Origin of the sequence: Xanthocytophaga agilis (assembly GCF_030068605.1) — a bacterium.
In the GTDB taxonomy this organism is placed as follows: Bacteria; Bacteroidota; Bacteroidia; order Cytophagales; family 172606-1; genus Xanthocytophaga; species Xanthocytophaga agilis.
This window is the reverse complement of sequence record NZ_JASJOU010000011.1, coordinates 250,267-268,522: the sequence shown is the minus strand read 5'-3', so window position 1 is coordinate 268,522 and position 18,256 is coordinate 250,267. Positions and strand designations below refer to the sequence as shown.

General features: G+C 38.9%; 14 protein-coding genes. 9 read left to right on the top strand and 5 right to left on the bottom strand.

Annotated features, from left to right (window positions below; genetic code table 11):
• Positions 1-6: 6 nt before the first annotated feature.
• The 5 genes from QNI22_RS27210 to QNI22_RS27190 all read right to left on the bottom strand — a co-directional run bounded on the left by QNI22_RS27210 (position 7) and on the right by QNI22_RS27190 (position 7,908).
• Entirely contained in the window at positions 7-3,558 is a 3,552-nt protein-coding gene (locus tag QNI22_RS27210) for a SusC/RagA family TonB-linked outer membrane protein (RefSeq protein WP_314515634.1), read from the bottom strand.
• Positions 3,559-3,631: 73 nt separating this feature from the next.
• Positions 3,632-4,636, bottom strand: coding sequence for a FecR family protein (locus tag QNI22_RS27205; RefSeq protein WP_314515633.1), 1,005 nt, complete (start codon positions 4,634-4,636; stop codon positions 3,632-3,634).
• A 307-nt stretch (positions 4,637-4,943) separates the two neighbouring features.
• Positions 4,944-5,606 carry an RNA polymerase sigma factor gene (locus QNI22_RS27200; RefSeq protein WP_314515631.1) on the bottom strand — a complete coding sequence of 221 codons (663 nt, stop codon included), beginning with the start codon at positions 5,604-5,606 and terminating at the stop codon, positions 4,944-4,946.
• A 397-nt stretch (positions 5,607-6,003) separates the two neighbouring features.
• The gene (locus tag QNI22_RS27195; RefSeq protein WP_314515629.1) at positions 6,004-6,489 is read right to left on the bottom strand and encodes a DUF4126 family protein; all 486 of its coding nucleotides are present in this window, start codon (positions 6,487-6,489) and stop codon (positions 6,004-6,006) included.
• Positions 6,490-6,525: 36 nt separating this feature from the next.
• On the bottom strand, positions 6,526-7,908 hold the full coding sequence (locus QNI22_RS27190; RefSeq protein WP_314515627.1) for a mercuric reductase: 1,383 nt from the start codon (positions 7,906-7,908) through the stop codon (positions 6,526-6,528).
• Positions 7,909-8,619: 711 nt separating this feature from the next.
• On the opposite strand from QNI22_RS27190, the gene QNI22_RS27185 reads away from it, so the two are divergent.
• From QNI22_RS27185 to QNI22_RS27145, 9 genes are all read left to right on the top strand, one after another.
• Positions 8,620-9,552, top strand: a complete 933-nt coding sequence (locus tag QNI22_RS27185) for a glycosyltransferase family 2 protein (RefSeq protein ID WP_314515626.1) — start codon at positions 8,620-8,622, stop codon at positions 9,550-9,552.
• Between the two features lie 127 nt (positions 9,553-9,679).
• Positions 9,680-11,161: a nicotinate phosphoribosyltransferase gene (locus tag QNI22_RS27180; protein ID WP_314515623.1), complete on the top strand. Its 1,482-nt coding sequence runs from the start codon at positions 9,680-9,682 to the stop codon at positions 11,159-11,161.
• 26 nt (positions 11,162-11,187) lie between these two features.
• Positions 11,188-12,102 (top strand): ribose-phosphate diphosphokinase, encoded by a 915-nt coding sequence (locus QNI22_RS27175; protein WP_314515620.1) that lies wholly within the window; start codon positions 11,188-11,190, stop codon positions 12,100-12,102.
• A gap of 56 nt (positions 12,103-12,158) precedes the next feature.
• Positions 12,159-13,526, top strand: a complete 1,368-nt coding sequence (locus tag QNI22_RS27170) for an XAC2610-related protein (RefSeq protein WP_314515618.1) — start codon at positions 12,159-12,161, stop codon at positions 13,524-13,526.
• Positions 13,527-13,588: 62 nt separating this feature from the next.
• The gene (gene nadE / locus QNI22_RS27165; protein WP_314515617.1) at positions 13,589-15,571 is read left to right on the top strand and encodes an NAD(+) synthase; all 1,983 of its coding nucleotides are present in this window, start codon (positions 13,589-13,591) and stop codon (positions 15,569-15,571) included.
• A gap of 38 nt (positions 15,572-15,609) precedes the next feature.
• Positions 15,610-16,218, top strand: coding sequence for a hypothetical protein (locus tag QNI22_RS27160; RefSeq protein ID WP_314515616.1), 609 nt, complete (start codon positions 15,610-15,612; stop codon positions 16,216-16,218).
• 11 nt (positions 16,219-16,229) lie between these two features.
• Complete coding sequence (locus QNI22_RS27155; RefSeq protein WP_314515614.1) at positions 16,230-16,784, top strand: hypothetical protein; 555 nt, start codon at positions 16,230-16,232, stop codon at positions 16,782-16,784.
• Positions 16,785-16,804: 20 nt separating this feature from the next.
• Entirely contained in the window at positions 16,805-17,359 is a 555-nt protein-coding gene (locus QNI22_RS27150; protein ID WP_314515612.1) for a hypothetical protein, read from the top strand.
• Positions 17,360-17,459: 100 nt separating this feature from the next.
• Entirely contained in the window at positions 17,460-18,242 is a 783-nt protein-coding gene (locus QNI22_RS27145; RefSeq protein ID WP_314515610.1) for a ribonuclease H-like domain-containing protein, read from the top strand.
• The last annotated feature ends 14 nt before the right edge of the window (positions 18,243-18,256 follow it).

Below are 18,256 nucleotides of genomic sequence, written 5' to 3'. Positions count from 1 at the left end.
GTTTGTTTAGAAGGAAAGATTAACCCCAATATTAACCAGCTTACTTTGTGGATACTGCAAGCCATTTTCATCCATAATCTCCGGGTCTACTCCCAAATGACGTACATTATCAATAGAGAACAGATTATAGGTATTCACATAGATGCGAGCTCTTTGTATTTTAATCTTGTCAGTCCACACTTTGGGAATAGAGTATCCAATTTCCATTGTACGTAGACGCAGGTATTTGACATTGGTTAGCCAGAAAGTAGAGTTCCGGTAGTTGCTGTGTCCGCCTTCGTTAAAGCGAAGAGCTGGATACTTTCCCGGAATCCATTCACTATCGATATTGTATGGATCTGCCCGATGCCAGCGATCATCATATAATTCTTTCAGCAGATTACCTGTATTCTGATAAGCAACTCGCATCTCATATTGTCGATTATAGGAGTACATAGTACCTCCCGAGAAATCGGCTCTCAAGTCAAATCCTTTCCATGCGACAGAAAGACTGAGACCATAGTTTACAATAGGATTTTTATCTCTTGCATATCCAATAGGCCTCTCATCATCTCCATTGATTACACCATCGCCATTGACATCCTTATATATTAAATCTCCTGGCAATAAAGTTTTATTGCCTTGACCATCAATATTTACTGCATAGTCATTGATTTGATCCTGAGATTGGAACTGCCCTATTACTTCATATCCCCAATAGGTACCACTCCAGCGATCTTCAGCAGAACCCCGGTATTGATCCCATGAGTTGCCAAATCTGGGTTTGTAAGAGGAAATAAAACGGCTTCTTGAATAGGAGATATTGCCACCTACTGAGAACGTCACTTGATTGACTTTGCCACTATAAAGTGCAGATATCTCTCCACCTACCTGAGCATCCGTATTTACGTTTTCTTCAGGTAAAGAATACCCTATTTCACTAGGAACCAGAATGTCATATTTTATACCTCGTAATCCAGTACGTTTACGATAGAAATAGTCAACTGCACCTGTTATCCTTCCATTCAGGAACGCATAATCCAGACCAATGTCTGTAATCTTGCTTGTAAACCAGGACAAATTAGTAATAGGCACCCCTTTATCTCTGGCACCTGTTACAACCTGTCCATCCAGAATAACCCTGGAAGTGGCATATCTGTAACCTGGAATATACATAGGGTCTCTTATAAACCTGCTATCGTCTGCATTAATCCCCATGTTAATATTGTCATCTCCCAGTTCACCATATGAGGCGCGTAATTTCAGATCGCTCAACACATTCCAATCTAAATTCTTAAAGAATCCCTCTTCACTGATACGCCATCCCGCAGAAACAGAGGGGAATACTCCCCAACGCTTAGCAGGGGCAAACTTCCAGGACGCATCTCGTCGTCCAGCAATTTCCAGAAAGTATTTATCAGCATAGTTGTAAGTAAACCGACCAACATATCCAATACGCGCCTGTACCACATCCTTATCATTATATGTATCCATATCTGGAAACTGTAAGATAGGAAGAGCATTCGTTTGAGGTACTGAGTGCACCCAAGATTCCAGTTCATTACGTTCGATTCTTTCTACAACAAAAGTACCCCCAACTGTATGTTTGCCAAAGGTGTTGTTATAAAGCAATTGTCCCTGTATTACTTTCTCAAGGACCTTGTTTACACCACGTTCCCGCCATGGATTTGTGCTACCACCTGTTCGGATATATTCGTCTTTTTGTGCATCATAAGTATAAGCATCATAGGTATATTCATGTCCATTCATTACCCGGTCTGCGATATAGTATGAATACATTCCTTTAGCCACAAGACCTTTGAGTGGCAACTGATATTCTCCTGTAAAGTTGCTTTGTAATACTCTCCAGTCTTCACGCCAATATCCGGAAATAGCCTTATTCATAATTCCCCAGTTGGTGTCATTATGGCCAATATCAGCTACATACTTCGGATTATCATTCGCATAGGGACGTTCTGTGGGACGGTTGCGAAAGAGGGCAAAGCGAGGTGCCCAGTAGTCATCTGCACCTGGCACGCCTGGCTGGTCTCTAGTTTCAATACGTCCATTAATCTGAACGCCTACCTTGAACCGATTACTTACTTTCGCATCTATGTTAGACTGTATGTTGGTTCGTGCAAAGGTAAACTCTCGACCAAGTACCGAACTTTGATCCAGCCGGGTCAGGGACAAATAATAATTGATTTTATCAGATCCGCCAGTTGCATTAATATTAACAGACGACTGAGGAGCATTAGGTTTCACAATAAACTTATACCAGTCAAAACTCTGATAGCCTTTTTCGGTACCCGCCTGCCACTTAGCTAACTCTTCTGGAGTAATGTCTGTGTGACGGCTTAATCCATTTATATCAGCTTCCACTTTCCCTGTCATCCACTCTGCTGCATTTACTGTTTTAGGAAAACGGGTCCAGTTCTGCCAGCCATAATAGGCATCGACATTGATCGTATTACTGTTTCCGGCTTTTCCTCTTTTGGTTGTTACAATCACAACACCATTGGCCGCCCTAGATCCATAGACAGAAGCAGAAGCATCTTTCAATACAGTCATACTTTCGATATCATTGGGGGATAAGTTATTAAACTGACCTGCATCTTTCTGGATTCCATCAATTACATATAGAGGGTCTCCCAAATTACGAACTTGTACAGTAGCCCATGCTCCAGGCCGTCCATCTGCCATACGAAAAGAAGCACCAGGAATTTTACCAGCCAATGTGGCACTTACTGTAGCCCCATGTACGTGTTCCAGATCTTTACTGGTAACACTGGAGATTGCACCTGTCACTGATTCTTTTTTCTGCGTTCCATACCCAACCACGACTACTTCACCCAGTGATTTAACATCTGTGGCCAACTTTACATCAATAATTGTATTGTTATTCAGAGGAATTTCTTCAGAGAGATAGCCAATCGAGCTAAATACCAGAATACCATTTTCTTGTCCAGAAGGTATGTTGAGTGTATATTTTCCATCTTTGTCTGTAATAGCACCCTGAGTAGTTCCTTTCAGACTTACACTTACACCTGGCAGAGGCTCTCCTGTATCTCCAGAAGTAACTGTACCACTTACAGTACTCAGTGTAATAGCACGTGTTGTGGCAGGATTAGCCTGTATAGTTGCAGTTGCCAGAGAACTTTCAATATGAATACCTTCAATCAGGTTTAAATGAGATTTAGGATCTGATTCCTTATTCCTCTTCTTACCAGGAAAAATAATATAGTCATTTTTCTGTACCTTCTCGAAAGACAGATCTAATGGTTTCAGGATCTGAGTTAATACTACTTCCGGATCAGGATTATTTAGACTGGATTTTTCTACACTTACCATCTGACTTCCAATCAAGTCCGGATCATAGTTAAATTTTACTTTATAGCGTTTAGCCATTTCCGTTAAAACCAGATAGAGAGGACGACTGCCCTGGTTTTGAGTACCAGCACTTTTTACAGGCCTTGATTTAGGAAACAGGGCTAATACCTGTCCCGGGGAAAGTTCAGGCAAAAGGATAACTGTCGCAAAGAATACCAGATTCTTTGCACACAAAGCGTAAGTTCGCATGCTTAACGAGGGTTAATAAGTGAATTGACTACTCTTTTCTTGCACTGAAAGGCAGCATTCAAAACAAATGACATTAATTATTGTCCAGAAAAATTGTTTTTCCCTGCCTTGTAATCCGTAAATTGTGTGATTTAGAAAGCTTGATTAATAAATTATTGATATTGGTAACTGATGCCGATCCACTGAATCGTCTGGTAGAAATGGTGGAATCACTAAATAGTATTTGATATCCATAGTTATCTTCCAGCAACTGAGCAATATCTGCCAATGATTCTTTTTCAAAGTTTAATTCACCCTGTGTCCAAGCAGAATACAATCCTGGATTGACTTTTCTGTGCATCAGGGAATGTTTCTTTGATAATTCAACCAAATCTCCCGGAACCATAAGAAAAGGCTTCGTGATTTGCTTAGGTTGTAACCTAACAGATCCTTCACTAAGCACTACCCGGGTAAGTTCCCTTCTATTATTTACATCAAACTGAGTTCCCAATACTTCTACTGCCACATTAGAAGTATGTACAATAAATTTACGATACCCACTATGAGTCTTTTGTTTGGCAACATGAAAAAATGCCTCACCTTGTATCCAAACCTCACGATCTTGCATGGCTGTCCAATCTTTTGAAAAGGAGATTTGTGAATTACCATTTAAAACCACCTCGGAGCCATCTGGCAAAATAAACTTCTGAGTCTTTCCAAAATCCGTTGCATATTGCACCATACTCCAACGTGAATAAAAGAATATAGCTACTCCTGCTATAACAAGAAATCCGATGAATACAGCTGCCATTTTTAACCATCCTGACTGGAGGGAAGATTGTGAACGAACATCTGCATCATCAATCCTGTTCCATAGTACACCAAGGTCATTTTTTGCCTGCTGATCCAAAGATTTATCTGCTTCAACTATGAAAGCTGCTACTAATCTGCGAGCATCTTCTACTTCTTCTGCCTTATGTGGATTCTCTTTAAGCCATTCCGACCAGAATGATTGGTGAATTGGCTGTGGAGCTTTTACCCATTGCTGGAAAAATTCATCAGCAACAAAATCTTCAACAGAATAATTAGTGTATTTCACTGAATGTATCAAAAAGGTAGAAAAATAAATCTTTTGTACTATGTAGTAAAAGAGAAGGGCTTTTGAAAAGCGTACTCATGGAAACTTAAAAAAAATCAATTATTTTTATCTAGTATCTTATTCAAGCTAAAACTGTCTCATGATCTAGCTTCATGTAGGAGAAAAGGACAGAAAATAAGAAGGAAAGTGAGTAATGAAAATAGTAAAGACTTCAGACTCTATATAGATAGCAAATAGCCAAACTACTACTAGGAGTAATGATGCAGAAAAATAAAGAAAAGAAACAATAGTTTGTTTAGTACTGATCTCAAAAAAAGAGCCATACTAATGTACCTGTTAGCCACAGAATTGTAAAAATATCTTTTTGCAGAAGTTTCTCCCGAATAGACTTTACGCCATTGTGAACCAGATTTTTGACAGATTGATAATTAAGAGACATCATCTCTGCAATTTTTTCATAGCTCAGATCCTGATAAAACTTTAGATAAATAGCTTCCTGTTGTCTTTTAGGCAAACCGGAGAGTTCTTTTAGAAGATAGTTTTTTTGTCCCTCCTCACTTTGTTCCTGTATCAGCAGTGTTTCAAACGAGTGAACAATAGTCAGTTCTGATATTTCATTAAGTTCGAAAAAAGGATTCTTCCGAATAGTTTCCAGTCGTTTAAAAACCCTTCTTCGGAAACTTTTAAATACATAAAACTTTACGGAATCAACCTCTGCCACAGACTCCCGATACAACCACATCTCCAGAAAAATTTCCTGAATACAGTCTCTAATTAACTCCTTATCAGGATAAAGGCTTACGCCATATGTATGAAGAGGTTTATAGTATCGCAGAAAAATCTGAGAAAATGCTTGGCGATCTCCTGATTTACATTTTTGCCATAGCTGCTCATCAGCAAGTAGTTCGTATGCATTGGAGCCTGCGTCCCCAATATTTCTAACGGACTTTGATTTCCCTCTTTGGAACATACTTTAGCACTATTTATGGTTAAGCGGTCCTTGTATTTACTGTTCAGCCGTTTTGTCAGTACTATAATGGTTAAAGTCTAAACTTTTTATAAGAGAGGTAACCATTTGAACAATAACAGGCTGTTGTGTAGATACAATATTACTATTTTTAGCATTTATAAAAAATTTTAAAAATAAAACATTTATAGTACAAATAGTAATATTATACGATACTGCCTGAAAAAATTGATTACATTATATAAATAGATAGATAAAAAAGATAATTGTCAGTATGACAAAAATGGATTAAAAACAGACGGAATAGAATTAAGGATGAAATATGTATATGAAGAAAGCCCTGAAACTATATCAGGGCTTTCTAATTTAATATATAATTTTTAGAAGAGGTGATATGACTTTATGCAGAATTTACAAGCCATTTACCACCTGCAACCACAATAGCATCTTCTGCAGTACCCAACAATGCATCAGGTATTTGTGTTTTCTCTGCTAATTTCTTTCGGGTATAGAATAAGGCATATGTAGAGACGAGTGCAGCTAATCCTCCAATAAGCATTCCCTTAACTACATCCTGATTTCTGGACCTGTAAAGTAATGCACCACACAAGGTTCCTGACACCATACGACAAGCAACGCCCATAGGTGTAATCCTGTCTCCAACGGTTGGAACTTTATCAATGATGAGTTCAGGAATCGCCATTAGCTGCATTACTTGCGACACAGACTGATTACCTAAAAACCGGATCAGTTTAGGGGCAAAAGCTTTAGTTGGATTTTTTGACAATAAGATACTGGTAACAGCAGGTGCGCTACTGGTCCTTGAACCAGCCATTCCCCCAATAATAGCCGCCTGCAAAAAATCTTTCGTGTTTGAGCTTAACATAGTATATAAGAATTATGTATGAATAACCAGGTGTTCTTAGTCTAGCGACATAAAGAGATTGTTTAATGATTCGGAAAATGTGGGATGAGCAAAAACCCCATCTCGTATTTGCTCATATGTGAGCTTACCCATCATAGCTACTTGCAATACAGACACAATTTCTCCTCCATCTACTCCTATTATAGCAGCACCTAGTATTTGTTTCGTTTTTTCATCTACGACTGCCTTCATAAAACCACGTGTTTCCCCAGTTTCCCGAGCTCGCGCCACATGTTCCATAGGTAGTTTAGCAACCTTAATATCATACCCTTTTTCACGTGCTTGCTTTTCTGATAGTCCTACCCGCCCTAACTGAGGATCTGTGAATATACAGTATGGTATCAATCTCTCCTGAGTAGTTAGTTTAGTATTATTCAGCAGATTTTTACTTACAATCACATAGTCATTGTAGGAAACATGGGTAAATGCCGGACCACCTTTTACATCCCCCAAGGCATAGATTCCACTAACATTTGTTTCCAATCGGTCATTTACTTCGATATGTCCTTTCTCATCCATATTGACACCTGTTTTATCAAGAGACAAGCTCCCACTTTGAGGTTTTCGTCCACTGGCCAGTAACAAATGTGAGCAGGCAATTTCATTGGACTGGTTATCTATTTTAAGTGTTGCAAGTATCTTTCCTTCTCCTGACGGTTTCACCTGACTTATTTCAGCATTAAGTTCTATCTGAATACCTTCTTCTTCTAATATCTTTCGCAATTCATCTGCCACATCTTCATCTTCTTTCGCAAGAAATGCGTTGCTTTTCTCCAGAATTGTTACCTTACTTCCTAGCCTTCTATACAATTGAGCAAACTCCAGTGCAATATATCCAGCTCCAACAATGAGTAAGTGCTCAGGCACTTGCTCCAGATCCAAGATAGAGGTAGATGTGAAATAGTGTATACTAGAAAGCCCTTCAATCTCTGGGATAACAGGAGTTGCACCTGTATTAATAAAGATGTATTCAGCTTTGATTTCTTGTGATTGACCATCCCGACCTTGAACAGAAACAGTCTTGAAATCTGTAAACACAGCTTCTCCATACAACAGATCCAATCCTTTAGTATCTTCTACTCCTTCTTCCAACCCTTGGCGTGACCCCAAGATGATAGAATCTTTTCTCCTTTTAATAAATGGCATATCAATTGAGATACTATCTTTGTTCACTCCCCATTCCTTACTATGCCTGGTTAAGTATGCAATCCGTCCGGACGCTATCAGTGTTTTTGTAGGGGTACATCCATCATTTACACAAGTACCACCCAAGATTCGTTTTTCTATAAGAAGTGTTTTTCTACCAGATTGAGCAAGCTTTTTAGCCAGTGGCACTCCAGCTTGCCCAGCTCCGATAATCAGTGCGTCATATATTTTCATACCTGACTAAGGAGGGTTTAGTATCAGATTAAGGTGTCAGAGATAAACAAATACATAAAGAGGTTACCACTTGGGTAACCTCTTATTAGTCTTACGTTATCCTAAAGATTGCTCAATACAGATAACTCATTCCTATTCTGGTTTAAGATACTTTATTCACTCTGCTACTAACCTATCAATCTATACTATACATTCTTACTCTTACTAACTTGTGCAGGCATTATCTTAAACCAGTTCTACTGACCTATTCAGACTAACAACAAGAATGAAAAAATTTCTGTACCAGAGTAGTGAAAATGATCTAAGCAAGTCGTAGACAACCTTATGAACACTTTTCAAATAATAAAACGGATAGAATGTAGTGCTTTTTACCAGAAATGAAGAAAAAGCTACTCTTTTTTATTTTAAGGCTTCGTGGGATTAACTTGTCGAATAAACATATGTACTGATACTATTATAAGAAGCTCAGCTTTATAAGTTGTTTTGGTCTTTTGGGTAAATTATTAATAGATGCACCATCTTAGTATAGTATAATTTACACAAAAATAATAAACTTAAAATTCCTGTTATAATAGTTTCAATAAACAAAGATTAGATTATAAACTAAGTTTTTTTAAATGCCAAAGCTCCGAAAATACTTTCTGGACTTTGTTTATTCGGTGGCAATCCCCACTTTTACAGCAATTTTTGTAAAATCAGTTTTATTTATATATGAATATCAGCTTTGTTATTCCTGCTTATAACTGTCAGGATACAATCATCGAAACCATTGAATCTATTTTTGATCAGAACTTTGAAGAAGGAGATGAGATTCTTATTGTAGATGATCTTTCTACTGACTCTACTGTACATGTATTAAAAGAACTTGCAATAAAATATCCTGCCATACGATTGTTTTTCCACCAGGTAAATAAAGGCACAGCAGCAGCTGGTCGTAATACTGCTATCGAACAGGCAAAACATGAGTTAATATTTTGTGTAGATGCAGATAATGTTCTTACCTCGGGAAGTGTACCTAAACTTAAAAAGTATATGCTGGATAATCAGGCAGATGCTGCAGCTTTTGGAGAGATCCATTTTTTCAAAGATGGAGAAGATGGAAGTAAAAAGCTGGTATATAAAACCGTATTTAAATCTGGAGTATATAAGTTGGCAGATGCATTAAGTGTGAACTACTTTATTGGACAAAGCGGTAACTATTTATATACAAAACAAAGCTGGCTTAAAGCTGGTCGTTATTTTGAACCCACATTGATCAATCAGACCCTTGATTCCTGGACTTTTACCATACGTCAGTTGGGAGTAGGATGTAAACTGGTAAAAATGGCTGATACCCATTATCTTCATCGTCGTACAGGATCTTCGCATTGGAATCGCGAGATAAAGAAAGGAAGTGTTTCACTAGCTGCACTAACAGGTATTATGCCATTTCTAAATCAGATCACAGATGAAGATGTAGATTATATATTTGGAAAAGAAACTCGTTATACATGGTTTGACGATCTGGAGAAAAGACCTGTTCATTTGAAATCAGGTGAAATAGGAACTGGTGCTTTGAAAATTGTGAATGTGAATGAACATGTAAAAAAATATCCTCTCTGGAAACGTATTATAGGAGCTGTATTACGGGAGATCAAAGCATAATAACAAATAAACAACAAACCTGATAAAAATTATTTACGGCTTTATTTGGAAAATAAAACCAAATAAAATTATCTTAGCGTAATATTTACACTAACAAGTAATTTTATCACCAATTTAATTCTGACACGTGAATAAACATCTGCAATTATATGGTCAGTCGTTAAGTTTACTTACAGACTTATATCAACTTACAATGGCCTATGGATATTGGAAGTCTGGCACAGCTGAAAAAGAAGCCGTATTCAATCTATTTTTTCGTAAAAATCCATTTGGTGGTGGTTATACAGTAGCTGCTGGTTTAGAGCAAGCCATTGATTTTATTGAGAATTTTCGTTTTTCTGAAGAAGATACAGCCTATTTAAGAACACTGACTGGTAGTGATGGACAGCCTTTATTTGAAGCTGCTTTTTTGGACTACTTACAAGAATTACGATTTACAGGTGAAGTAGATGCGATTCCTGAAGGTACAGTAGTATTTCCTCAAGAGCCACTCTTACGTGTACGTGGACCAATTTTGCAATGCCAGATATTGGAAACACCTTTATTGAACCTGATCAATTTTCAATCGCTGATAGCAACCAAGGCTGCTCGTATCAAGCAGGTAACGAAAGGTGAACCCGTACTAGAGTTTGGTTTACGAAGAGCTCAGGGTATGGATGGAGGTGTGACTGCCAGCCGGGCTGCCTATATAGGTGGGGCTGATGCTACTTCCAATGTACTAGCAGGTCGTTTGTTTGGTATTCCTGTAAAAGGTACTCATGCACATAGCTGGGTTATGTCATTTGACTCTGAAGAAGAAGCATTTGAGACCTATGCAGAAGTATTACCCAATAACTGTATTTTCCTGGTAGATACATTTGACACATTAGAGGGAGTTAAGAAAGCCATTGAAACAGGTAAGAAACTAGAAGCAAAAGGTTATAAATTAGGAGGGATACGGCTCGATTCTGGTGATCTTGCTTACTTCAGCATTGAAGCTCGTAAGCTGTTGGATGCTGCAGGATTCAAAGATGCGGCTATTGTTGCCAGCAATGATCTGGATGAAAATATCATTCAGAGTTTGAAAGATCAGGGAGCTACTATTAATGTCTGGGGAGTAGGGACCAAACTGGTAACAGCGTATGACCAGCCAGCCTTAGGGGGAGTGTATAAGCTGGCAGCGATGAGAAATGATAAAGATGATGAATGGGAATATAAAATCAAGTTATCTGAGCAAACCATAAAGATTTCTACTCCCGGTATCCAGCAGGTAAGACGTTATCGGAATGCCAATGGTTTTATAGCGGATATGATTTATAATACAGAAGGGTTCCAGAAGAAAGAGGAAGAAATCATGATTGATCCTATGGATTATACCAAGAGGCGTAAACTGGATAATGCGACTCCTCATGAAGATCTGCTGGTGCCTGTATTCCGTGAAGGAAAACTTGTATATAATCTTCCCGAGATACAGGATGTAAAGAAACGTGTAGAAGATCAACTAAGCGGATTTCATGAAAGTATCAGACGTTTTGTAAACCCTCACTTATATCCTGTAGGATTGGAAAAAGGTTTGTATGATTTCAAAACAGATTTAATTCTAAAATTGCGGAAATTTAACGGAAAGTAAAAAATTAAACAGACTACCCAATACGCGTGAATAAGATCATCTTTAGTACTCAGGCATATCAATATTTACAGAAAGAATTATGTCATACCACCGGTTTTGAGTGTGGTGAGGTTGAAGTAAAGAATTTTCCGGATGGAGAACGATATCAACGCATTCTTACCAGTGTGGATTGCCGGGAGGTTGTGCTGATTGGTGGTACTATTTCTGATGCAGATACATTGGAACTTTTTGATTTGGCTTATTCACTGGTATCGATGGGAGCAGAGTCATTATTGCTGATGATCCCCTATTTTGGATATGCTACAATGGAACGGTCTGTTAAAAAAGGTGAGGTAGTAACTGCCAAGACAAGAGCCTTTTTACTATCCAAGATTCCTGCAAGTTCAATGGGGAATCGTGTGTTTCTTCTGGATCTTCATACAGAAGGAGTACCTTACTACTTTGAAGGAAAGACAAGGCCTGTGCATCTGTATGCAAAGCCTACCATAATGGAAGCTTGCCGGGAAATTGCCGGTAATGATTTTGTACTGGCATCTACAGATGCAGGTAGAGCTAAGTGGGTAGAGTCTCTTGCCAATGATATGAATGTGAATGGGGCCTTTGTATTTAAGAGGCGTATTAGTGGAGATGAAACACAAATTACTTCTATCAGTGCAGATGTAAGAGGTAAATATGTAATCATCTATGATGATATGATTCGGACAGGTGGTTCTTTAATCAATGCGGCCAGAGCATACAAAGAAGCAGGAGCTACTAAAATTGCTGCTGTAACCACACATGGCCTTTTTAGTAAAGATGGCTTAGAAAAAATTAAAGCAAGTGGTTTGTTTGAATGTGTTGTAAGTACCGATAGCCATCCCAATGCTGTTCAACTACAGGGAGACTTCCTTCGGGTTAAGTCCATTGCATCCTTATTCAGGCAGGAGATAGAAAAACATTAACTATATTGATGAAGACTTTGTGAAGATAGTATCTTATAATCAGCTATATCAGTTCCTTGAAAAGATACATAATACCATATCTTATTCTGTTATTCTGGACTTCTGTTCTACTGACAGCACAGGTTCCAAAAGCAGGAATCTATGAGATAAAGCCTTCCTATCCATTTCCTTATCCGATTCCCCAGTATAGTGGTGAGAGTTATCATACGAACAAAAGAGCTGAACCTTATCTGGATGAAAAACTACAGATAACGTATGCAATGGTCTCGGTTGATACTTCTGCTAAAACTATAAAGTTTCTGTTCCTTGCCAAAAATCCAGAGCCTTATAATGGAACTGTATATGGATATACTCCCAAACTTGAAGCGCATGCAGGACAATATCAAACTGCAATGGACACAACTGTTTGGGGAGGTGATCTAAACAGTGGATATGATTTTCGGAGTATTCAGATGTATGCTGGCTATTACTTTCGGATCTATCCTGACCAGTTTTTTCTGGCTGGTACACCCAAAGTACTGACAGATAGTTTACATATGGATAAAACTGTTTTTCCGGTTATTACTACCCGTTATCAAACAGTAATTTATCCTATAAGCCCTTTTTATTTAGGAAATGCCAGACCTTATATTGATATCCAAAAAATCAATGTGGACAGTATCTCTCTCTATCAGAATCCAGATGTTGCTAGTCGAAAAATGAACTCGATATATGGAGGAGAATATGTAGCAGTATTGCAGGAAGCAACTAACTGGTATGAGGTTGAGCAGGTTTCTGTAAATGCTAGGATTACACATGGATGGCTTTCGAAAGAAGAATTGCAATCAGGTAGTTGGATTAAACAACAACAGCATACAGATGAGTATGCATTTGATGTTGCCTGGAGTGATACAACTGAAGGCGATTTAGAATCTGCCGTAGCACAAGCTATTCGTATAAAGTCAGTAGAAACAGGTGCTACTTTACAAGTTATAGATCGATTAGGGGCTACACCTACTAATCCTGTGAATAATTGCATACAGGTGCAGGACTGTAATTTTGATGGGTATCCGGATATTCATATCATGATGTTTCTTCCTGCAGGGCCGAATATCCCTCACAATATCTATTTGTATAATCCGAAAACAAAGTTGTTTGAGTTTGATCTGGCTCTTTCTGAAATTACCAGTCCGGAGTTTGATACAAAAACGAAAACTATTCATAGCTCCTGGAGGGGAAGTTGTTGTGATCATGGACGTGATACCTATCAGTATATCAATGGTAAACTGATCCTGGTTGCTCGTTATCAGGAAGACTGTACACATACAAAAGAAGATGGAACTGAATATTGTTATATCATAGATGGAAAACTGATAAAGGGAAAGTGGATTGAAAAAAAGAAAAAGAAATTACTAAGTGAAGTTTATACTGAAGAAAAGAAATAAATGCGGGAGTATAGCGTAGTCTATGCTTTCGTGGTGCAACATACTTAAAAACATTAACAGATATGAATCCTCTTAAAATTGCGGCAGCAGTGGTAAACCAGACTCCTTTGGACTGGAAACGTAATGTGCAACATCATCTGGATGCGATAGCAGAAGCCAAGAAGCAAAATATAAGTTTGTTGTGTTTTCCAGAATTGAGTATATCCGGATATGGATGTGAAGATATGTTTTATGCACCCGGAGTTACACAAACTGCAGGTGAAATGCTTCAGCTTATTGCAGACGCGAGTGAAGGAATTATGGTTTCAGTTGGGTTACCTGTTCGTTATAATCACCGTTTGTATAATACCGCATGCTTCATTGCAGATAAGAAGATTCAGGGATTTGTATGTAAAAAAAATCTTCCTGGAAATAGCATCTATTACGAACCACGCTGGTTTCATGCCTGGGAAGCAGGAGTAGTTACATCTATCGAAATCAATGGGCAGGAATACCCAGCTGGAGATCTGATTTTTGAAGTGCAGGGTATCCGGGTTGGTTATGAGATATGTGAAGATGCCTGGATTGCCCATCGTCCAGGGCGTGAATTGTATTTACGTGGAGTAGATATTATTCTCAATCCTAGTGCCAGTCACTTTGAGTTTGGCAAATCATTCTTACGAGAACGTTTTGTCATGGATGCTTCCCGGGCATTTGGCGCTACCTATTTATATGTGAACCTACTCGGAAATGAATCCGGACGAGCTATCTTTGATGGGGATGCGTTTATCACCTCTTCTGCTGTAGGACTGGCTTCTGGAAGTCGGTTTAGCTATAAAGATTTTCTACTGGTATCTGCGGTTATCGATGTAGACAATACCCGACTTTCACAGATACAGAATCGTGTTCCACTGATTAAGAATGATTTTGGGATTGTTAAAGTGCCTTTTGTATGGTACAAAGCTGCCTATGAACCCTATAGTTATGAGTTAGAGAGTTGGGAAAAAAGTCAGTACACCAAAGAAGAAGAATTTGCCCGTTGTATTGCATTGGCCCTATTTGACTACCTGCGTAAGAGCCGTTCCAATGGTTGGGTAATTTCTCTGAGCGGAGGTGCTGATTCCTCTGCTATTGCTTCTTTATGTCGATTGGCAATTAAACTTTGTATAGAAGAAATAGGTTTGGAAGGCTTAAAGAAAAAGCTGTTTTATCAGAAAGATATTCAAAATTGCCTGACAGAAGCAGATGTAGCAGCTACATTGATTACATGTGTTTACCAGGCCACAGAAAATAGTTCGGATGATACCCGTAACTCGGCTGAAACGCTGGCAAAAGATCTGGACGTTGAATACTTTGAGATCAGTATTGACACATTGGTAAAAGAATACCGTAGTTTAATAGAAGGTGGCTTGGGTCGTAAACTTTCCTGGGAGACAGATGATGTTCCTTTGCAAAATATCCAGGCACGGGTCCGGGCTCCAAGTATCTGGTTACTAGCTAATGTGAAAAATGCGCTGTTACTCTCTACCAGTAACCGATCTGAGGCGGCTGTTGGTTATGCCACTATGGATGGGGATACTGCTGGTAGCATCAGTCCGATTGCAGGTATCAACAAGCATTTTATTCGTCAATGGCTGCGTTGGCTGGAAACCGATGGATTGGAAGGACGAATTCGTTTTGCAGGGCTGAAAGCAGTGAATAGTCTGCAACCTACTGCTGAATTACGTCCTCAGGATAAAAAGCAAACAGATGAGGAAGATCTGATGCCATATGCTTTGCTGGATGCTATTGAAGATGCTGCCATACGTGATAAGAAGATGCCTAAGGATATATTGCCATTGATGAAATACAAGTTTGAGGGTATCTATGCAGAGGAGATAATTATCAAGTCTATTGAACGATTTTTCCGATTGTGGAGCCGTAACCAATGGAAACGGGAACGATATGCTCCTGGATTCCATGTGGATGATCATAGCTTAGACCCTAAAACATGGTGTCGCTTCCCGATTTTGTCAGGAGGTTTTGAAAAGGAACTAGAGGATATGAGAAAAAGCATAGGTGCATAGAAGAATCAGATAACCAGCAAAGAAGCTAAGTATACTTTATGGAAAGAGAAAAAATCAGAGTCTTGTATGCCCGACAACACCAAACTGTTTTTCCGAAGTTAGGAGTTTTTCTGGGAGGGCCTACTCCTCCGGGTGGTGAGGCGATGACAACAGGGTGGAGGAGAACTGTTATTTCTACATTGGAAAGGGATGAGAGACTTGATCCTAGTATGGTGGTGGTTGCTCCTGAACCGGAAAGTGGTATTTGGTCTGACATTGATGTGGCAGGAAATTCAAAATTAACAGAGGTATTGAATAAGCAGGTTCCCTGGGAATGGCAATACCTGAATTTATGTGATATTACTGCATTCTGGTTACCTACCTATTGGTTACCAGAAGTAGCTGAAAACTTTCCGCCTAACATTGGACCCACTACCCGGTTCGAACTGGGGTATTACCTACAGGAATATCTGAAAAGTCCGCAACGGAGAAAGTTTATTATTGGTTCTCCGGAAGATGCAGAAGGGATTAAGTGGGCCAAGCGCATAACGGATATACATGGGATTAAATGGCACTTTCTGCCTAAAGGAGAGAAGCACAAATTAGTTGCTGATTCTTTTATCGAAGAAATCGCAACAACGTTGGTTCAGAACAAATGGGAATATTAAGAAAATATGTCATGAAAAAAAGTCTGTTATTTTTAATATTTATATCCTTTTCTATACTCTGTAATGCACAGACAGATGCAGAGATCAAACCTTTTATAGTAAAAGGATATGAAATGCTACATAAGGAAAATGGTGACTTGAATAAAGATGGCAAATCAGATTGCTTGCTTATCTTAAAAGTAAAAGATGAGGATAAAAAAACAGAAGAAGAAGTTCCCCGCCCATTACTTATTCTGATCCGGCAGCCAGATGGAAAGCTAAAGCAGGTTGCCCGAAACGACAAGGTTGTCTTATGTTATCAGTGTGGTGGTGTTTTTGGTGATCCGTTTTCTGATATTACTATCAAAAATGGTTATTTTTCGATTGAGCATTATGGAGGTAGCAGTTGGCGCTGGACCCGGATTATAACATTTAAGTACAATCCAACTGATAAAAAGTGGTACCTGCACAAAGATGGGTCAGATTCATTTCATACTTCTGATCCTGACAAAGTAGAAACAAAAGTTAAAACAACAAAAGATTTTGGGAACGTACTGTTTGAAAACTATGATGTCAATAAAGAATAACCCGATTTGCTACTAAAACAATGAGTTTCTGGAACAAGGATGAAAATAGCCCTCATTTTGAAGTATTCCCACTAAGCGCCAGTGATCAGGATACATTACGCACTGAGATTCATAACTTGTATCAGGCGCGGTGGGGGATGTGGATATTGTTGGTAGGTATAGTGATCGGTGCATTTTTTCTGCTCCGGATGTTTTTACCTCTTACCTGGGCTGGAGCCTGGAAGATTAGTCTGGGTATATATATAGGTTTAGGCGTTTTGTCATGGATCTGGCTAAGCTGGGATATACGGCGACTCAAAGAAGATCTACGGTCCGGACTTAAAAATAAGCTACAAACCGTTGCTTGTCTGGATGATGTGTCAACTGACACCCAAATGAAAAAGAAGAGTACAAAATATGTTACGTTAAAATATCCCTATACTGCTACACAACGTAAAAGCTTCTATCTGAGAACCAAAAATGAGGAACTGAACCTGAAAGAGAAGCTGGAGTTAGAATATCTTGAAAAGTCAGGATTTATTCTTAGCCTCCGTAATATTTCTTTTATTAACCGATCAGAAGATACTATTGAGTAAGCAAAATAGCTTTTTTACTATGTTGATTGACGGAAAAACAGAATAGCAAGATAATTCAGCTGAAAAGATACTATTTTTGTTGAGAAACCACATAGTATAGATGACAGACGACTTACGACAATTTACCAATATTGTATTCCTGGATATTGAAACTGTTTCAGGAGTAGAGCATTACGAGCAACTGGATGAACGAATGCAATACCTGTGGTCAAAGAAAGCCAATCAATACCGAAAGGCTGGAACCGAAACAGATACCGAGCTTTTCAGGCAGCGTGGTGGAATTCTGGCTGAATTTGGAAAGATTGTTTCCATTGCTTTAGGCTATCTGATCGAAAAGAAAGGGAAGACAGTTCTATCCATTACCAGTCTGGTATCTGACGATGAACGTGCCATGCTGGAAAAGTTCAATGACTATCTGAAACGTTTTGATTTGCATATCAATCGTCAGAATGGTGAGTACTCTTCTCGTCGGCCCATACAACTTTGTGCCCATAACGGAAAAGAATTTGACTTTCCCTATCTGGCCAGACGCATTCTTATTAACCGACTTCCTCTGCCTGGACCTTTGCAGATGCAGGGCAAAAAGCCTTGGGAGATCCAGCATATTGATACGATGGACCTTTGGAAGTTTGGTGATTTTAAAAACTTTACCTCGCTAGACTTATTGGCGGCTGTTTTTGATATACCCTCCAGTAAAGAAGAAATGGATGGAAGTCTGGTGCATGAGGTATACTATGAAGAGCATGACCTGGATAAGATAGCTCGTTATTGTGCATTAGATGTAGTCAACGCCGCTCAGGTACTACTGGCAATGAGTGGATATAATATATTGCCTCCTGAATGTATTGAACCTACCCGAATTGAGATTGTAACTGCTGAGTAATCAGTGCTGGGACA